Here is a 17167-nt window from a genome sequence, read left to right on the forward strand (position 1 = left end):
AAAACGGATTTTTGTTTGATATGAAATAAAGAATTGCATTTGGAGTCAGAGTGTGATATAACTAATTTAACAGATGCAACTATTCGCTAAACTCAGGTTTTACGAAAAGTTGTGTCGGAATAATAGGAAGGTAAATCTATTATGGCAAATGAATATACAAATGACATCAATATAAAAAATACAATTTCACTAAGAGATATTCTTGCAGAGCTTCCTTCATATGTCAAGGTTGTCTTTCGAGGAATTGAAAATAAGGCTTCATCCAGAACGCGACTTGGTTATGCCATCGACATAAAGACATTTTATAACTTTTTATGCAGCGAATGTCCACAGTTTCGTGGACGTAAGCCGATCGATATCACCTTGGATGATATTTCAAGGCTTGAGGCTGAAGACATCGAGGAATATCTGGAATATTTGAAATATTATGAAAAAAACGGAAAGATCTATACGAACGGTGAACAGGCAATTAAACGTAAATTATCGGCTTTACGTGTATTCTATGCATATCTCTATAAAAATAACCGTATAAGTTCAAATCCGGCTGAAAAAGTAGATATGCCAAAGATTCATGGAAAAACAATAACCAGATTAGACATAAATGAGATTGCGGATTTTTTAGATGCTGTTGAATATGGTGATCATTTAACCGAGCACCAACAGGCATATCATGCAAAAACAAAGGTTCGTGATCTTGCAATTCTAACCCTTATGCTGGGAACCGGCATAAGGGTATCGGAATGCGTCGGCATCGATCTGAATGATGTGGATTTTAATAATGGTCGAGTGAAGGTAACCAGAAAAGGCGGTTATGAATCTTATGTCTATTTCGGTGATGAAGTTACAGATGCTTTAACGGATTATTTTGAGGAACGCAAACATATAGAGCCTGTATCCGGACATGAAAATGCTCTATTCTTATCCAGTCAGAGAAAACGAATGTCTGTTCGTTCTGTTGAAATGTTGGTGAAGAAATATTCTGAAGGTGTTATCCCTATGAAGCATATCACTCCACATAAATTAAGAAGTACCTATGGTACAGAATTATACAGGGAAACCGGTGATATCTATCTGGTTGCTGATGTCCTTGGACACAGTGATGTAAATACGACAAGAAAACATTATGCAGATATGGATGAGGACAGACGACGAAGTGCAAGAAATCGTGTTCAGTTGCGGGAAAAACGCGACAATTAAAAAATGCGCTGAGTTTTTCTCAGCGCATTTTTCATTATGTAAAATCATTTGTCATTTATCCGAGTCATAAAGTATTATCAAGAATACCTGTATGAATGGTTATTAATTATATGTATTATATATTGCATTAATATTTGGTAACGGCATCGTATAACATATCTACACAATTATCAATTCCAAACTGGCTGGAATTCAGGCAGATATCGTAGCCTTTCATCTCGCCCCAACGCTTGGATGTGTAATAGTTGTAGTAAGATGCACGCGACTTATCTTCTTTACGGATCAGATCCTTAGCTTTCGCATCAGTCAGTTCATATTTCTGCGCAATACGTTTTATACGATCATCGATATCTGCATATATAAATGCATTTACAATATTGGAATAATCTCTTAAAGCATAATCGGCACAACGACCTACAAATACGCAGGAACCATCTTTTTCCGCAATAGATTTGATCGTGTCAAATGCAGCCAGGAATACCTTATGATTCAGTGGTAGCTCGCCGGATGTTCCGAATCCCAATGAATACGGATCCATTACCAATGTATAGAGAAAACTGTTTGTTGGTTTCTCGTCAAAATTCTCAAATAATTCTTCGCAGATGCCACTATCTCTTGCCGCGATCTTTAAAAGTTCCTTATCATAAAATGGAATACCAAGCTTTTCAGCAAGTTTCTGTCCGACTTCTCTTCCGCCACTTCCGAACTGTCGTCCTATTGTAATGATTTTGTTGCAAGCCATAATAAAAGCCCCCTTTGCAAGTATGATTTTAATTTGCTATAAAGAATAAACAACTGTTTTCTGTATAAAAACTATAAATTTGTTTACTTTTTATAGTAAAAATTATAACATTTCCACAAAAAAATGTAAATCAAAAAATTCGTTTTATATTAATTTTAATATAAAACGAATTTTAAAGCTCCAGTTGTTTTAACAGTTTCTGGAAATACTCAGGGAGTTCACTTGAAAATTCCACATATTCTTTTGTAGACGGATGAATAAAACCAAGTACACCGGCATGAAGTGTCTGCCCCTGCAGGTGATATGGCTGATTTTTAGGTCCATATACGGCATCTCCTAAAAGCGGATGCTTGATATGTGCCATATGGACACGGATCTGATGTGTCCGTCCGGTTTCCAACTGACATTCGATCAGACAGAAATTGTTTTTCAGTTTTTTCAGAACTTTATAATGGGTGACTGCATGTCTGCCATTCTTATAATTAACCGCCATTTTTTTACGGTCGGTTGGATGTCTTCCAATCGGAAGATCTACCATACCTTCATCTTCTGTAAAATAATTATAGCAGATCGCATAGTATTTTCTTGTAATCGAATGAACGGCAAGCTGCTCCGACAGAAAATTATGTGCAGCATCATTTTTGCAGACAACAAGAAGCCCGGTTGTGTCCATATCAATTCGATGCACGATACCGGGACGAAGTTCTCCGTTAATGCCAGATAAAGAATCCTTGAAATGATACATCAGACCATTTACCAGTGTTCCGGAATAATGTCCGGGAGCCGGGTGAACGACCATGCCCTTTGGTTTGTTTACAATGATGATATCATCATCTTCATATACGATATCAAGCGGAATATCTTCCGGTTCAATTTCTACAGGTAAAATATCCGGGATCGTAATATCTATTTTGTCACCAGACGCGATTTTCAAGCTTGGTTTTGCCTTTTTATCATTTACCAGTACATTTCCATCATCTAACAGTTTTTTCAGAAATGAGCGCGAATAATCGTCAAAGTAATCGGCTAAACTTTTATCAACCCGTTTGCCTTTCCAGTTTTCATCTGCTTCAATATTATAAGTTTCCATATATTATTCCTGCTCTGAATCTTTCTTTGACTTTCCAAATAGATCGTCCAGTTCATTATCCTTGTATTTGAACAGGATAAAAACCAACAGGATGATCATACTACAGGTTACATAGATATCTGCAACATTAAAGACCGGAAAATTGATCAGACGGAAATCAAACATATCTATTACATAACCAAGACGGATACGATCGATCATATTTCCGACAGCTCCGGAAAAAACAAAAATAAATAAAATCCGAAGATCTTTGTACCTATTCAGCTTTAACATCCGAACATAAAAATATACAAGAAATGCCAGAACAAGAATGGTTATTGCCAGTAGAAAATAACGCTTTCCCTGCAAGCTGCCCCATGCAGCTCCTTTATTTTGAATATATGTAATATGAAAAACCTGTTTGATAACAGGTATTGTGTCATATAAAGCCATATGACTTGTGATCAGAAATTTCACAATCTGATCCAGTCCGATCAAAAGAAGTATACTTATACATGCAAGAATACTGTTTTTTTTCATTATCGTTACCTTTCTGGAGTATATCTTTTATTAGCAATTCCCTGTCCGACATTCATTCAGACAGGGAATTAAAGAAAAATTCTATTATATTATTCGTTTCTGAATTTGAATGGATCAACAAATGATCCACCACCTAAATTTTTTGTGTAAACAGAAGAATCACTGGCAACATTGCTGCTGTCTGCACTTCCACCAAGTGTGGAATCGCCCATTCCTGAGCCTCCGCCACCGCCGAGTGTAGATTCTTCTCTGCCCTGAGGATCTCCTCCAAAGGATGCAAAGGAACCTGATCCGGCGTTTTCACTGCCAGATGAACCTGGTGTATAGACGGCAGCATTTCCGTTGAAATACTTGGCATCCTTCATGATCTCATCAAAGTCTACTCCCAATTCTTCATTAATTGGATTGGTAGCAAGAAACTGAAGATGAGAATCCATCAGATTTTTAAATGCCATTGTATAATCACGATACTGCTGTTTGATTCCTTCAATGCTGTCTTCAATCCGATCCAGCTCTTCCCGTGCCTGATGAACTATGTTATTTGCCTTGATTTTGGCATCATTTTCAATGATCTTAGCCTTGTCATTTGCATTCTTCGTAGCTTCTTCTGCATTCTTCTCTGCAAGCATAAGTGATTTCTGAAGCTTCGATTCTGTTGTTCTGTAATGAACCAGACTATCGGTAAGTGTTTTTACCTGATTTGTTAATTCAGCATTAGACTTATATAATTCCGTATAACTCATGACAACAATGTCAAAAAATGAGTCAACATCTTTTTTTGTATACCCCATGCCATGCTGAAATTTCTTTTGTTGTAAATCAACAGGTGTAAGCATTTGTAATCCTCCCTATCATACCTTCAGAATATGTTGATACAGACTGATATCAAAATTGACTTAATATTTTCCTAATTCAGGAGAAAGAAAAGCATCATTTAATAACTCTTCTCTGAGATCGCCTGATACATAGATGTCAGCAGGTGCTGCAATAAATATATTACCGGATATCGCCTGTAATGAACCATCTAAGGAATAACATGCGCCGGCAATGAAATCAATGATACGCTGGGCTGTTGATAACTCCATACCTTCCATATTGATCACAATCGCCTGACCACCCTTTAAATGGTCAATGATCATCTGGGCATCATCAAATTCATCTGGTTTAATAACAAATACCTGCTGGGAACCTCCCTGGCTTCTGTTGTTAAAAGATACAAGTTTTGAATTGCCTGATGATGCTGGAGCTGATGTTCTGGCAGCTTTTGTAAATTTCTGCTTTTTTGCAGGCTGGGCTGCTGTCTGTGATGCAGCGGTAAAGGAAGATGCACGTCCGTTTACAGCTTTGGTCTTTGGAACATAATCCTCTTCGAAATCCTCTTCGTCATCGTCATCATATTCATCATCTTCAAATAAATCATCTTCATATTCATCACTGGACTCATCTACTTTGAAAAAATCCAGAAAGCTTTTTTTTCCATTCTTTGCCATAATGGTTCTCCTTTAAATATTATAATTTCTTTCACCGAAGATACCGGTTCCAACTCGGACCATGGTAGCACCCTCCTCGACAGCTACTTCATAGTCATTTGTCATACCCATTGATAAGACATTCATATGAACATTATCAATGTTTTTAGAATTGATGTCAAGTAATAATTCCTTAAGGCGACGGAAGTGCACGCGATTCTCTTCCGGATTGGCTACAAATGGTGCAATCGTCATCAGTCCATCAATATGTATATGAGGAAAGTCTTTGATCTGCCGGATCAGGTCTTCCGTTTCCTCAACGGATACACCAAACTTGCTTTCTTCCCCTGCAACATTTACTTCTATTAAAACAGGAACAACAACATTATGCTTTGCTGCTTCTTTTTCAATCGTTTTTGCAAGATTCACGGAATCAACAGAATGTATCAGGCAGACCTTATCAACGATATATTTGACTTTGTTCGTCTGCAGATGCCCGATCATATGCCATTTGACCGGTCTGGATATATGTTCATATTTATCGACTAGTTCCTGAACCTTGTTCTCTCCAAAATTTTCAGCATCTGTATTCTGTAATAATTCTTCAATATCACTTAACGGTTTGGTCTTGCTGACAGCGATCAGAGTAACCGCATCCCTGTTCCGACCAGCCCGTTTGCATGCTTCTGTGATCTTTTTATCTATGCTTTCGTAATTTTCCTGTAACATCATTCATCACTCCTAATATATGATCTGGTTTTCCTTTACGGAGGTGGCATCCAATGCGATCCTGTCGTAAGCAGAGATACCATATGCGGTATTTGGATCAATGATCGAATAATCATCACCATCTACAATAACATCGATCTGCTTAAATACTGCAGTACCTTGTGTAACGCAGAAAACACCTTTTAATTTGTATGTGCCGGCGGTAGATGTGTTAAATGTAATATCTGATTCGTTTGCTGCAAGAACGGTATTATCATCTATATCTGCCGGGTCCACATAACAGAAATGATCATCTGTAAAATATATAGTAGGGGATATCTGTTCAACCGAAGTTGTTCCATCCGCTGTTAATACGATCTTATTAAAATATTTTTTCTCGGTTGTTCCGCTTCCTCCAGTCAGATAGCTGACTGGGATCATCAGAACATCCTTTTCGGTAATCGCTGAATTCGGAATCTTTAGTCCTTTTGTTTCTGAGAATACAAATGTGATATTCAAATAACGATCAGCGACATATTCTGCCAGATAACGGTGCATATTTATAATAATGAAATAATTTCCATCCTGTTCAACTGTTTCATACTTTGCAGATAACCGTCTGGATGAATCATTGATTGTAAACCGGATTGTTTCGTTCTTTTTGATTTTTTCATATTCTTCTTTCGTAAGCATGACTGCAATCTTCCAGTTTTCATCATCTATGATCTTATATATAGGTTTCCCGGACTCAACCACATCGCTTTTTTTCAGCATTTCTTTGGTATATTTTGTTTTATCAAAATCATCTGCTGAAAGATTGTTGATATCATAACCTTCAAAGCCATCCATGTAATAGGTTACAATACCGCTGACATTTGATTTCGAAGCTGAAAAAGTTGAATCAAATGACTGGTTTGAAGATAACTGCTCAAGCGCCATATCTTCATACATTTCCAGAACCTTATTGTCCATGGAATTTTTAAATTCATATACTTCTGAAAAATCTGACGGTGAAAATCCTGCTTTAAAAATCTGAATCTGTTTGCTCAGATCTTTATAATCATTATCGGATAACACACTGCTTCCGCTATTTTGAACATCAAACAATGCATCCTGCATGGAACCGGTTTCATCAACAGAATATACACTGGCACCCTTTGCAACTTTTTCGCCATCCCGGATATAATAGCAGACATATCCGGAGGTAGAGCTGTAATTCAAAGTTTCCTTTCTCACAGCAAGTCCGGTGGCAGTAAAATTCGTATCATAATTGCTCTCTTCCACCTGAAATACACTCAGATCATGGTCACCAAGCGACATAATGATACGAATCAACATGTATACAAACATAATTGCAAATATGATAAATCCAAAACTGATCTTCACCGGCTGCCATTTTCTCTTCTTTCTTCTTATGGAAGCCATATATATCTCCTTTTACTCCATATAATATGTGCGTATAAGACAGTTGATATGGAACTATAAAGCAGCAATGATATTATCTTTATATTCGTCCGGAACATCGGAACTGTCCGTTGCAAAACATATTATAATACTGATATTAAATTTCTCACTGATATTATTAATGATATCCAGTGCTACTTTTACCTGCTCTTTATTGACATAAGCAACAGATGTAAAATTATCAATGTAAATCTTCTCTATATCTTTTGTCTGGGAAATTATTCCGAGAACAAACCCTGCAAACATCTCCAGATTATTAACTTCATAATTAGTGCAGTTGATCATACGGACACGATTACTCAGCTCATATAAGTGCTTGTTATTATTGTCGATAAATACAACAGAACCTGCTACAACCTTTACTTCATTATTGACCTTGTCAATTAAAACCTTTGTCTTTCCTTTTCCTTTATCACCTGTAATAATCTGAATCATAATAAACCTCCTGAATGATTTAAAATATATTAAAACAGTTATTTGATTAACTGTTTATTTTGCAGTATTGATCAACATTGTCATATCATTATATAACGTACTACGGTCTTCTGCACCTGCGATAACAGCGATATATTTGTCGCCGGTATCATCCTTTACAAATTCAAGGATCAGACAATTACCCGCAGCCGTCGTCGTTCCCGATTTCCAGGATCCCAAAGAATATCCTTCCGGGAACTGAAATTCACCTGAAATATATCCATTCGTCGCGTCTAATGTAACGCTTCTTGTTTCACCATTTGCATCTGTATATGTAAAATCATAAGATGTCAGGGAATCAATCAGATATGCCAGATCATGTTTGATAAATTCTGAAAAGATCAGATAAAGATCATATGCAGTTGTATAATGGTCATCCGAATGCAGGCCGTGGCAGTTCACAAAATGCGTATTCGTAGCTCCAAGCTCATATGCCCGTTCATTCATTTTTTCAACAAATGCATCTTCGCTGCCGGCAATCCGTTCTGCCAGAAGAACACCACAATCATTATAGGAACGGATTAGCAATCCGTATAACAGGTTCTTAACTGTAACTTTACATCCTTTTGTCAGGTCACTAGCTCCGACGTTATTTTCCTGAAAGGTAACGGTATGACTTAAAGTAATGGTTTCATCAAGCGATAAGGAACCATCTTCAATCGCTTCGATCACAAGAAGTCCTGTCATTAATTTTGTCATACTGGCAGGATATATTTTATCATGTGCATTATGGACAACCAACGCTTCCTGTGTTGTATCGTTCAACAGTACCGCAGCTTTTGTATCTTTATAATTATCATCCGCCAGGCTTTCACCATCCGGAATGACCGTATGGTTTTCTCCGAAACTGTCTGTACTGTACAGCGGCAGATTTTCTGATATTCCAAGCACAAGCTGATCACTGGTATCATAGCTTCGTCTGGCACATCCGGTAAACAGGATGCCGATTGTCAGGATGGAAATCAGCAATTTTATCTGATATTTCATATCAAACTCTCCATTGTTTATTTGTAAAATTCTCTCCAGTCCAAATCGCCCCGATCAAGCGCCTTGATCAGAAGCTCTGCAGTCGCAAGATTGGTTGCTAATGGAATATTGTGCATATCACAAAGTAAAAATATATTATTGATATCCGGCTCATGAGCCTTTGGATGTAATGGATCTCTCAGGAAAATAACCATATCAATATCATTATTTTCAATCTGGGAACCTAACTGCTGTTCCCCTCCGAGATGTCCAGCGATATATTTATGAACATTAAGGTTTGTGACCTCTTCGATCAAACGTCCTGTCGTTCCTGTTGCATATAATTCATTTTTGCTTAAGATTCCTCTGTATGCAATGCAAAAATTCTGCATCAGTTTTTTCTTTGCGTCATGTGCTATTAACCCTATATTCATAGCTCTCCTCCTAATACTTTTTCTTTTGCAGGTTTATGTTCAAAACGAGTCCGATTCCGGCACTCATACTGACAAGCGAACTTAGTCCGTAACTGATGAACGGGAGCGGCAGTCCTGTATTCGGCAAAAGGGCTGTTGCAACTCCGATGTTGATAAATGTCTGGAATACAACAAGCGCCCCAATACCTGTCGCAATATACATTCCTTTTTTATCTTTTGCATGCCTGGCAACCCGAATACATTGTAACACTATCAGGCATAAAATTGCAATAATAATAACACTTCCAATGAATCCTAATTCTTCTCCGACCGCCGAAAAAATGAAATCTGTCTGCTGCTCAGAAATCAGATTGGTATCTTTTACGGTAGCTACCGTTGAATTGTTGATCCCTTTTCCGGATAGCTGACCGGAACCGATTGCCATAACTGAATTATCCTGCTGGTCAGACGAAGCACCATATTCACTTCCGTATATATGTCCCAGAATACGATTAATCTGATAAGTTTTCAAAAACTGAGGCAGATTATCCTGCTGAATATACCAGATAAATCCTCCAAATGCGGGAACCAGGACCAGAATCATGATACCGATCAGCTTCAGACTCAGCCCTCCGACAAATATAATGATAAAAAGCGTTGCCATAACACAGATTGAGGTTGAAAGGTCTGGTTCGGCCACAATCAGTCCAACAGGAACAGCCAAAAATACTGCAAGCTTTGCAAGTACTTTTGGCGTGTTAAGATTTTCATAATTTTTTTCCAGAAATACAGCCGTACACAGGATCAGAATGATTTTTGCAAATTCTGATGGCTGAATGGTGAACGAATCTGATATATAAAACCATCGATGAACTCCTGTATCTCCGCCACCGGAACCTGCGACAAGAACCAGAAACAACAGACCGATATTGATGACATAGAGTACCATATAATATTTGCAAATAAAATTATAATCGATCAGTGATACAACGATCATACCGATGATACATGCACTGACACCGATCAATTGTTTCGTCAGGAAGTCCGGACGAACGCTGCAGATCGTAATGCTTCCCATGATCATGGCTGCGATCACGAACAGGATCAGCTTAAAATTATAATTGATCAGTCTGTACTTTTTCTCCGTTGATATGTCCATCTGTTTGAAGTGTTTCATCTTTTTCTTTTTCCTTTTTCATATGTATTCCTTTAACCGGGATCTTGGCGATCAGGAAGGATTCTGAAAGCTGTACGGTTGTATTTGGCGAATCAATATTAACATAATTAGAAACGCATTTACACAGATCATCCCGGATCCTTGTGATGACATCTGGCGTACATCCGATCCGGTCGGCCATCAGGATATATTTTAAACGTTCTCTGGCATAATGACCAGAATTATAACTTACAACATTGTTGATTACCTTGATATCTTTCATTCCTACCACTCACCCCTTTTATGCATGTTTTTTTCGAAATAACCGTTTGAAAGGGTTTCGCCGGATCGATGTATTGTAATCAGTCAAGGGAATACTGTCGCCAAGAATCCGTTTACAGATATCGATATAGGCATTGCCGGATGTTGTATTGCTTCCAGCAAGTGGTTCTCCTTTATTTGTTGATATAACGATCTGTTCATCATCCGGTATTACACCCAGAAGGTTGACGGCTAGAATATCAACAACATCATCGACAGACATCATGTCACCTTTTTTTACCATATCATATCGTACCCGGTTGATGATAAGGTCAATCGACGTAATCTCATTTGCTTCTAACAGCCCGATAACACGGTCTGCATCCCGGATCGCAGATACCTCTGGTGTTGTAACAACAATTGCTCTGTCTGCGGCTGCAATAGCATTTTTAAATCCCTGTTCGATTCCGGCAGGACAATCAATGATTATATAATCAAAATCCGAACGCATTTCATCGATCAATTTTATGATCTGTTCCGGAGAAACAGCGGTTTTGTCCCTGGTCTGTGCACATGGCATTAGAAAAAGCTCCGGATTGTTCCTGTCTTTTATCAATGCCTGCTTATAGCGGCAGTTTCCTTCTACTACATCAACCAGATTATAAACAATACGGTTTTCCAGTCCGAGGACGATATCCAGATTTCGCAGTCCGATATCCGTATCGATCATGACCACTCTTTTTTTCAGACCTGCAAGACCTGTGCCGATATTGGCTGAAGTTGTGGTTTTACCAACGCCTCCCTTTCCTGATGTAACAACAATTACTTCACTCATAAAACACCTCCGTAAATTATCTTTTCATACTGATTTTTAGAATTTTTATCTTATAGTGAAGCTTGCGACAGCGGCTGAAAGATCAGTTGGTCATTTTCACAGTATGCTATCACTGCATCCTTTGTATTTAATTTATCATGGAACTGTCGTTTTGCTGCATAGCTGACAGTTCCGATCTTTATATGAACCGGTTCCATGGTAAGAGCCAGTACAAAGCGTTTTTTCTGCAAATCTTTTCCGGCGACTGCACTTCCCTGCAAGCTGCCGAGGATAATGATATTTCCACCGGAAATAACCGTTGCTCTTTTTTCAACATTACCAATTATTATAATGCTTTTTTTTACTTCAAGTGTTTGACCACTCCGAATGTTTCCGTAAAAAAACAGGTTGTTATCTTCTGAAGATGAAACATTCTGACCTGCGGTATCATCTGGTGATACTTTTTTATTTGAAGCGGCCGTATCTGTAGCAGGAGCTTCATGTCTAATAACATGATCCACATGTGCTGTATGTCCGACAGCGGCGGGCTGCCGGTGTTTTGACCTGTGCGGAGGAATATCAATCTGATTGCAGAGATCCTCTGTTCTCCCTTTATCAGGAATATCGCAAATAAATTCCACCTCAGTCTCCGGCAGATGATTTAATGCAAACAGAATCTGCGCAATCTCCTCTCGGCTCAACTCCCGTCCCTCAAAAGAAACAGAAATTTTTCCTTCTTTTTTTAAAAAAGCATTTTGATGCTGTAATTTTTCTTTTATATCCATCAGGAGCTGCTCCAATGGATCATCATTATGAAATATAATTCTGATCCCGTGGCTGTTCGCCTTAATAATAACGTCGGTATCCATGTTTCTTACCTCGTTTTCATAAATATAACTGTTCAAAAATGAATTTATCCGACGTATCTTATCTTTTAATCTGAAAGTGCGTTGTTACCGGTGATCGTTGTATTTTCAAGTACATCCGGATCGTATAAATAGGCATATACAAGTCCGGTCAATTCGACTGCATTACCGGAAGAATATCCGAACGGGATTACACTTGTAACCGTAACTTCAGGATTTTTATATGGTGCAAATGATACAAATAACGCATGGTTCGGTCTGGCATCACTCTGCTGGGCCGTACCTGTTTTGCCGGCTACTGCAACATTGATCTGATTAATCAAAGCACTGCTGCTCGTATGGACGGAAACAACCTGACGCATGCCCTGTCTGACAACATTCCATTGCTCGGCAGGAAAATCGAGCTGGTTATGAACCTTGTGCTCATTTTTATATACAACATTACCGTTAATATCCTTGATCTCTGAAACAAGACTCAGGTCATAGCATGTACCACTGTTTGCTAGTGTTGTAACATATCGGGCAAGCTGTGTTGCTGTAAAGTTATTTGTACCTTGTCCAATCGCAGTACGGATCGCATCCGCATCTGATATCTGCGGTTTACTTTCCGGCAGTTCAATGCCGGAGGTGCTGTCAAATCCAAACATACCTGCATACTTCTGAAGCCGCTCTACACCAGTGATATCGCTATAGGTTCCGGTATCTTGTGTTGCCATACGGTAACCCAGTTCATAGAAGAAATAGTTACAGGATTCTTCGATTGCCTTGGATATACCGATTGTCCCATGTGCTGATGGATAAATCCAGCATTTTGCAGGTGTTTCTGTTTTATCAAAATATCCTTTGGTCTGGATCACGTCGTTGATACCGATTGCGCCTTCATTCATTGCTGCAAATGCAGTTATCATCTTGAAGGTGGATCCGGGAGCTGTCTGCTGCATCGTTGCTCTACTGTACATTGGTGTTGTCTTGTCCGACGTAATCTTTGCATAATAATCTGCATCAATGGAATTTGTGAGCTGATTATTATCATAACTTGGATAACTTGTCATTGCTTTTACAGCTCCGGAATTTGGATCAGTCACAACAATCGAGCCGGAACATGGATCCAGTGCCAGCATGGCAGGAGTTATCTCATATTGTTCTATTTTTTTACACATAAAGTCAAAGCTGCTGATGGATCCTGCCTTATAATCGGAATAGTCCTCATCTGTTGCCATATTTAAGATACCCTGGTCATATAACAGGTTAATAACCTGACTTCCTGTAAGTTCTCCTGATATTATCATATATTTGAAAACAAGTTTGTCGAAACTGGTATTATTTTCAAATTCTTTTAAAATATATTCCGTCAGCACATTGTAGATTTCATCTGTATCATAATAATCACTTTTCGTTGAAATACCGGAAATGTCGATTGCGCCCTGGCTGATCGCATATTTCAGATACTCACACAGCGAAATATTATTATTGATATAAGATACATAGGTATCATCTGTTTTTGATATCTTGCTTGGACTGTAAATGCCTGCATCACTTAATTGTTCGCAGATAAATTCCATATAATCCTGATACTGGTCTGTCAGATTATATAATGGTATATGACTTGAATTCAGGATATCATCCAGTCTTCCAAGTGTATAGCTTTTGGAACTCTGAAATGTATCATTTACTGAACGCTCAAGATCTGTGGCATCCTTTGCTGCCAGATCGTCAATGCTGATAATGTTATTATCAAATAATGCAAAATAAACGTCAGTGATCGGGATATCATCTTTGTCATTTGATGTTGTTACATTTTTAATATGTGCAAGCAGGATGGAAGTAATTTCCTTTTCCAGAGCATTATAACAGTATTTTTGAAGATCCGAGTCAATCGTCAGATAAATGTCATTTCCTGCTACAGAATCCTGCGAATCAATAACCTCGATCACCTTCCCCAGATTATCTACATACATTTTCTGATATCCGTCTTTACCACGCAGATAAGATTCAAATTCACTTTCCAACCCGGCCTTTCCGATCATGTCATCAGCCGTATATTTTTCGGAATCATCCAGATTCTCGTTATATTTGTCCATCTCTTCATTTGAGATATTTCCGATATATCCGATAATATGTGCGTAATAAATAGCATCATTATAGACACGGTGGGATTCTACGTTTACTTCCATGCCTGGTAGTTCATTTGAATTTTCTTTGATCGTTGCATAGCTTTCCTCGCTGATACCATCCGCAAGCTGGACAGACATGTATTGCTGGTAACGGTTCAGCCAGATCTCATACCGGACGGCAAGAATCTTTAATGCTGCTTCATCCGAATAAGTATCTGAAATATTGAAGAGATCCTTTCCTCTCATATAACGGAATACATCTTCTGCTGTTGAGGATGCCTGCTGATCTGTCAGTTTATCGACAGAGCTGGCACTGTATACATTCATAAGAAAAGTATTTAATGATGTTCCTGATACTGTAAACTCAAATCCTTTTCCTGTCAGCTTGATCGGCAGACTGACTGATATTTTATCTCCATTCTGCTCCAGAATCAGGATTGTTTTATATACTATATCATTTCGCAGTTCGTTGGATGTTGTTCCCTGTGCAGCAGCAATCTCTGACAGATCGGTAGCACTGTTATATGACAATGTATAGGAAGCTTCATTATAAGCAATCAGTTTTCCGTTACAATCGTATATATTTCCACGGGTTGCTTTCACCGAGACTGTTTTCACTGATTTATAGGTAAAGCTTTCCTGATACTTTTCTCCGTTTACGATCTGTAGATCAAACAGACGGTAAACCAGTACACCAAAGAGAACCAGAACGATCAATGTCACAACAAACAACCGGTGTTTTACATGTTCTACAATATTTTCTTTTATCAGATTCAAAAATTCTTTTATCATTGTATTTTCCTTCCAGTTCTTATTCGTTTGCTTTTTCCAGACGCTTCAGTGTCTTGTTCACAAATACAAAAAACTTGAATATAAAGAGTGTGATCAATGCTGTATAGATCATTTCCGGAAGAATGATATCCTTCAGATAGGTTGAAAATTCCAGCCTGTTCCGCAACAAGAAAAAGATAATATATGTTGCAAAATTAAAAAACAGATCGTCGATCAGAATGATCAGCATTGGTAAAAGAACATCTTCCACCAGATATAAACGGTGGAAAAATCCATTGCAATATCCAAGAATCATATAAAGTATCATAAACGGTCCAATCGCATATCCAAAATACAGATCATACAGAAAACCGCAGAAAAAACCAACCAGCATTCCTTCTTTTCTACCGCGCATAAGACCAAAAGAAACTGTCAGTATCAGCATCAGATCCGGTGCTGTTCCGGCAATTTCTATATAGGGAAATAATGCAGTCTGTAATACAAAACATATAATGATCAAAATTCCTAATGTAAATACTCGTTTCAATTCTGTTTCAACCTTCTTCTACCATTTAGTTCTGTCAATTGTTTTTAATCTGTAACATTTTTCTTTGTCTGGCGGATCACCAGAACCTCTTCAATATTAGAAAAATCAGCAGCCGGCGTAATATACGCTGTCTTGGTCAGATTGTTGGAATCATTTTCTATCTTTGCAATATAGCCTATATTGATTCCAGAAAGATATTTGCTCGAAACATGTGAGGTCACAACCTGATCTCCTTCTGATATATCTGCATCTTTATCTATATTTTCCGCAAGCAGGTAGCCGTCTGCATAATTCGTTAGGCTTCCGGATACATTACAGATTGCCTGAGCCGGCAGGATTGTTGCATTTACATTTGTTGTATCATCGATGATCGAACGGACCTTTGCATAATCCGCTCCAATCTCTGTGATAATTCCGCACAGACCATTTCCATATAATACATTACAACCAATAGACAGTCCATCATCGGTTCCTTTGTCAATATAAAAGACATCAAACCAGTTTCCGGTATCCTTAGATATAACTCTTGCTCCTGTTTTATCATAATCAGTATACTGTGCATCCAGCTCATACAGCTTCTGCAGCCGGTCCAGCTCATAAGAGTTCTGTTCATATTGGGCAAGTGTGGATCTATAGGTATCCAGTTGTTCCTTTAACTGATCGTTTTCCGCCACGATATCTTCGTAATTTTTCAGTGCTTCTGCCTTGGATTCTACCCAGCTTCCTACTGTATTTACTCCTTTTTGCATTGGAAGAATAAACGTGTTTGTTGCATTACGGACTGACGGCATTATACTGTCAAAAAACAGTGATGCGATCATTAAAACTACACATACTATCGTTAATGCAAGCAAAAAATATTTTGGAGTTATTTCTATTCTTTTTCTGTTACGACGTCTCATTCAACATTCCTCTTTCTGCCAGACTGACAAAACAATTATTCCCTATAATAATATGATCAGATAACAGGATTCCAAGCATTCTGCCTGCTTCTGCTACTCTCTTTGTCAAGCAGATATCCTGTCTGCTTGGTTCCGGATTCCCGGATGGATGATTATGCAGCAAAACAACATATGCTGCGTGATAGCTTAAGGCATCTATAAAGATATCTCTTGGAGATATAACTGCATGATCGATCGTTCCCTCTGATATACAGTTTTCTCCCAACAAACAATGTCTGGAATCAAACAGCAGGCTGTAAACCCGCTCTTTATCCAGATATTTGGTACGTTCCATAAAATAATCTGCTATACTCTGCGGATTGCCAAATGTCAGAAATGGCTTATATTCCGCTTCCGCTATCCGTCTTGATAATTCACCGATACATTGCATCTGGATCGCTTTTACATGTCCGATCCCATCAATCGACATCAGTTCTTCCAATGTCAGATGCTTCAACCCGACTAAGCCTTTATGAACCGAATGACGGTTCAGAATACGCTGGGCTGTAACCAGTGCATTTTCTTTTCGGCTTCCGCTTCGAAGTATGACTGCAAGCAGTTCGGCATCATTCAAGGCGGAAGGACCACTCTGCTGACATTTTTCATATGGTCGCTCTGTAACAGCCATATCCCGCATTGTAAAATTAGAATTCAT

19 protein-coding genes are annotated in these 17167 nt (G+C 38.4%); 1 reads left to right on the forward strand and 18 read right to left on the reverse strand.

The features are described 5' to 3' along the window. The first annotated feature begins 141 nt into the window (after window positions 1-141). Window positions 142-1197, forward strand: coding sequence for a tyrosine-type recombinase/integrase (locus DWY07_RS07850; protein ID WP_021943876.1), 1056 nt, complete (start codon window positions 142-144; stop codon window positions 1195-1197). 127 nt (window positions 1198-1324) lie between these two features. Here DWY07_RS07850 and DWY07_RS07855 read toward each other — a convergent pair whose 3' ends face one another. The 18 genes from DWY07_RS07855 to radC all read right to left on the reverse strand — a co-directional run bounded on the left by DWY07_RS07855 (window position 1325) and on the right by radC (window position 17167). Further along, window positions 1325-1939, reverse strand: coding sequence for a cytidylate kinase-like family protein (locus DWY07_RS07855; RefSeq protein WP_021943875.1), 615 nt, complete (start codon window positions 1937-1939; stop codon window positions 1325-1327). A gap of 172 nt (window positions 1940-2111) precedes the next feature. Beyond that, on the reverse strand, window positions 2112-3029 hold the full coding sequence (locus tag DWY07_RS07860) for an RluA family pseudouridine synthase (RefSeq protein ID WP_117822628.1): 918 nt from the start codon (window positions 3027-3029) through the stop codon (window positions 2112-2114). 3 nt (window positions 3030-3032) lie between these two features. Further along, complete coding sequence (lspA, locus tag DWY07_RS07865; protein ID WP_117822629.1) at window positions 3033-3548, reverse strand: signal peptidase II; 516 nt, start codon at window positions 3546-3548, stop codon at window positions 3033-3035. A gap of 89 nt (window positions 3549-3637) precedes the next feature. Continuing rightward, window positions 3638-4384 carry a DivIVA domain-containing protein gene (locus tag DWY07_RS07870; RefSeq protein ID WP_117822630.1) on the reverse strand — a complete coding sequence of 249 codons (747 nt, stop codon included), beginning with the start codon at window positions 4382-4384 and terminating at the stop codon, window positions 3638-3640. A gap of 60 nt (window positions 4385-4444) precedes the next feature. Continuing rightward, on the reverse strand, window positions 4445-5038 hold the full coding sequence (locus DWY07_RS07875) for a cell division protein SepF (RefSeq protein WP_021943871.1): 594 nt from the start codon (window positions 5036-5038) through the stop codon (window positions 4445-4447). 12 nt (window positions 5039-5050) lie between these two features. Beyond that, entirely contained in the window at window positions 5051-5746 is a 696-nt protein-coding gene (locus DWY07_RS07880) for a YggS family pyridoxal phosphate-dependent enzyme (protein WP_117784845.1), read from the reverse strand. Between the two features lie 12 nt (window positions 5747-5758). After that, window positions 5759-7150, reverse strand: coding sequence for an HlyD family efflux transporter periplasmic adaptor subunit (locus DWY07_RS13205; protein WP_173783615.1), 1392 nt, complete (start codon window positions 7148-7150; stop codon window positions 5759-5761). A gap of 54 nt (window positions 7151-7204) precedes the next feature. Beyond that, the gene (locus tag DWY07_RS07895; protein ID WP_117807557.1) at window positions 7205-7624 is read right to left on the reverse strand and encodes a twitching motility protein PilT; all 420 of its coding nucleotides are present in this window, start codon (window positions 7622-7624) and stop codon (window positions 7205-7207) included. Between the two features lie 54 nt (window positions 7625-7678). Beyond that, window positions 7679-8650, reverse strand: a complete 972-nt coding sequence (locus DWY07_RS07900) for a serine hydrolase (RefSeq protein WP_117822631.1) — start codon at window positions 8648-8650, stop codon at window positions 7679-7681. A gap of 17 nt (window positions 8651-8667) precedes the next feature. After that, on the reverse strand, window positions 8668-9063 hold the full coding sequence (locus DWY07_RS07905; protein ID WP_021943866.1) for a methylglyoxal synthase: 396 nt from the start codon (window positions 9061-9063) through the stop codon (window positions 8668-8670). 10 nt (window positions 9064-9073) lie between these two features. After that, on the reverse strand, window positions 9074-10219 hold the full coding sequence (locus DWY07_RS07910) for an FtsW/RodA/SpoVE family cell cycle protein (protein ID WP_181983899.1): 1146 nt from the start codon (window positions 10217-10219) through the stop codon (window positions 9074-9076). Beyond that, complete coding sequence (locus tag DWY07_RS07915; RefSeq protein ID WP_021943864.1) at window positions 10158-10481, reverse strand: cell division topological specificity factor MinE; 324 nt, start codon at window positions 10479-10481, stop codon at window positions 10158-10160. The genes DWY07_RS07910 and DWY07_RS07915 overlap by 62 nt, the downstream gene beginning before the upstream one ends. An 18-nt stretch (window positions 10482-10499) precedes the next feature. Beyond that, window positions 10500-11294: a septum site-determining protein MinD gene (gene minD, locus DWY07_RS07920; RefSeq protein WP_117784848.1), complete on the reverse strand. Its 795-nt coding sequence runs from the start codon at window positions 11292-11294 to the stop codon at window positions 10500-10502. A 50-nt stretch (window positions 11295-11344) separates the two neighbouring features. Then, complete coding sequence (locus tag DWY07_RS07925) at window positions 11345-12142, reverse strand: septum site-determining protein MinC (protein WP_117822632.1); 798 nt, start codon at window positions 12140-12142, stop codon at window positions 11345-11347. A 65-nt stretch (window positions 12143-12207) separates the two neighbouring features. Continuing rightward, window positions 12208-15045 (reverse strand): penicillin-binding transpeptidase domain-containing protein, encoded by a 2838-nt coding sequence (locus tag DWY07_RS07930; protein ID WP_117822633.1) that lies wholly within the window; start codon window positions 15043-15045, stop codon window positions 12208-12210. Window positions 15046-15064: 19 nt separating this feature from the next. Beyond that, window positions 15065-15571: a rod shape-determining protein MreD gene (mreD, locus tag DWY07_RS07935; RefSeq protein WP_117807560.1), complete on the reverse strand. Its 507-nt coding sequence runs from the start codon at window positions 15569-15571 to the stop codon at window positions 15065-15067. Window positions 15572-15615: 44 nt separating this feature from the next. Continuing rightward, window positions 15616-16473, reverse strand: a complete 858-nt coding sequence (gene mreC / locus DWY07_RS07940) for a rod shape-determining protein MreC (protein ID WP_117807561.1) — start codon at window positions 16471-16473, stop codon at window positions 15616-15618. After that, window positions 16460-17167 (reverse strand): DNA repair protein RadC, encoded by a 708-nt coding sequence (gene radC, locus DWY07_RS07945; protein ID WP_117784852.1) that lies wholly within the window; start codon window positions 17165-17167, stop codon window positions 16460-16462. Before radC ends, mreC begins: the two co-directional genes overlap by 14 nt.

Origin of the sequence: Clostridium sp. AF23-6LB, from assembly GCF_003461085.1 — a bacterium.
Taxonomy (GTDB): Bacteria; Bacillota; Clostridia; order Lachnospirales; family Lachnospiraceae; genus Coprococcus; species Coprococcus ammoniilyticus.